The 835-nt window shown below is 64.9% G+C and carries 1 protein-coding gene; it reads right to left on the bottom strand.

Annotation, left to right across the window (positions count from 1 at the left end):
* Positions 1-79 precede the first annotated feature (79 nt).
* Positions 80-304: a hypothetical protein gene (locus ACLQ24_RS29905; protein ID WP_425895082.1), complete on the bottom strand. Its 225-nt coding sequence runs from the start codon at positions 302-304 to the stop codon at positions 80-82.
* Between the last annotated feature and the right edge of the window lie 531 nt (positions 305-835).

Genomic DNA, 835 nt, shown 5'->3' on the forward strand with positions numbered 1-835 from the left:
GCGCGAAGCCGCCCGACGCATCAACGCCGAACGACTTCTCACTGCGTAGCCGTCCAGTTACCCGACAGTCTCTGAGAGCTCAGCCCTCCAGGAGGACGCCGATCGTCGCCAGGGCGGCGATGACTCCGGCGGTGACCAGCAGGGCGGTGGTCATCCGGGACCTGCCGCGGCGGGCCAGCCGTCCCACCGAGAAGACCAGGACCACCAGCACGACCGCGCCGATCACCAGTTGCCAGAACGGCAGGAGGACGCCGAGCAGTGCTTCCTCGGCGAACACCGTGGTATCCAGCCCGGACTCATCCATGACTGACACTCTGGCACGCCGACGTGCGCCGCGTCGCCGACCATCGTGTAGACCGCGTCGATCAGCTCGGCCGAACCAGTGATGAACACTGATTTGCCTTCTCCCGGCCGTCCGCGTAACTTTCTCTCTGCACGGGGGAGGCCGGACAAACCGGCCGAGAACGGGCACCGGGCTCGTGGCGGTAACGCCGAGCGAGACCGAGGATCGGGCGGTGCGAAACACCTCGGAGACGGGGTTGCGGACGCGAAGCCGACCGGGTAAGGTTCTGAAGCCGGCAGGAGCCGGGCGGAGAGCCGCGAAGCGGCGATCGGCCGGTCTGCGGTTTCCCACGACAGTAACGACCGCCGGGTACGGCGTGCGTCATCGTGGGTCCGGACGAACCAGATTGATCGCCTCGAATGCGAGGTTGACAACGAAGGTTCGACCAAGTAGGTTTGAGCGGTTGCCCCGAAACGGGGTTCCACGAATGTGGAGCTTCTGATCGGTGTGTGGTTGTTCTTTGAGAACTCAACAGGGTGCTTGTAAAGCCAG

The sequence above is a fragment of the Micromonospora sp. DT4 genome, assembly GCF_049841675.1.
GTDB lineage: Bacteria > Actinomycetota > Actinomycetes > Mycobacteriales > Micromonosporaceae > Micromonospora.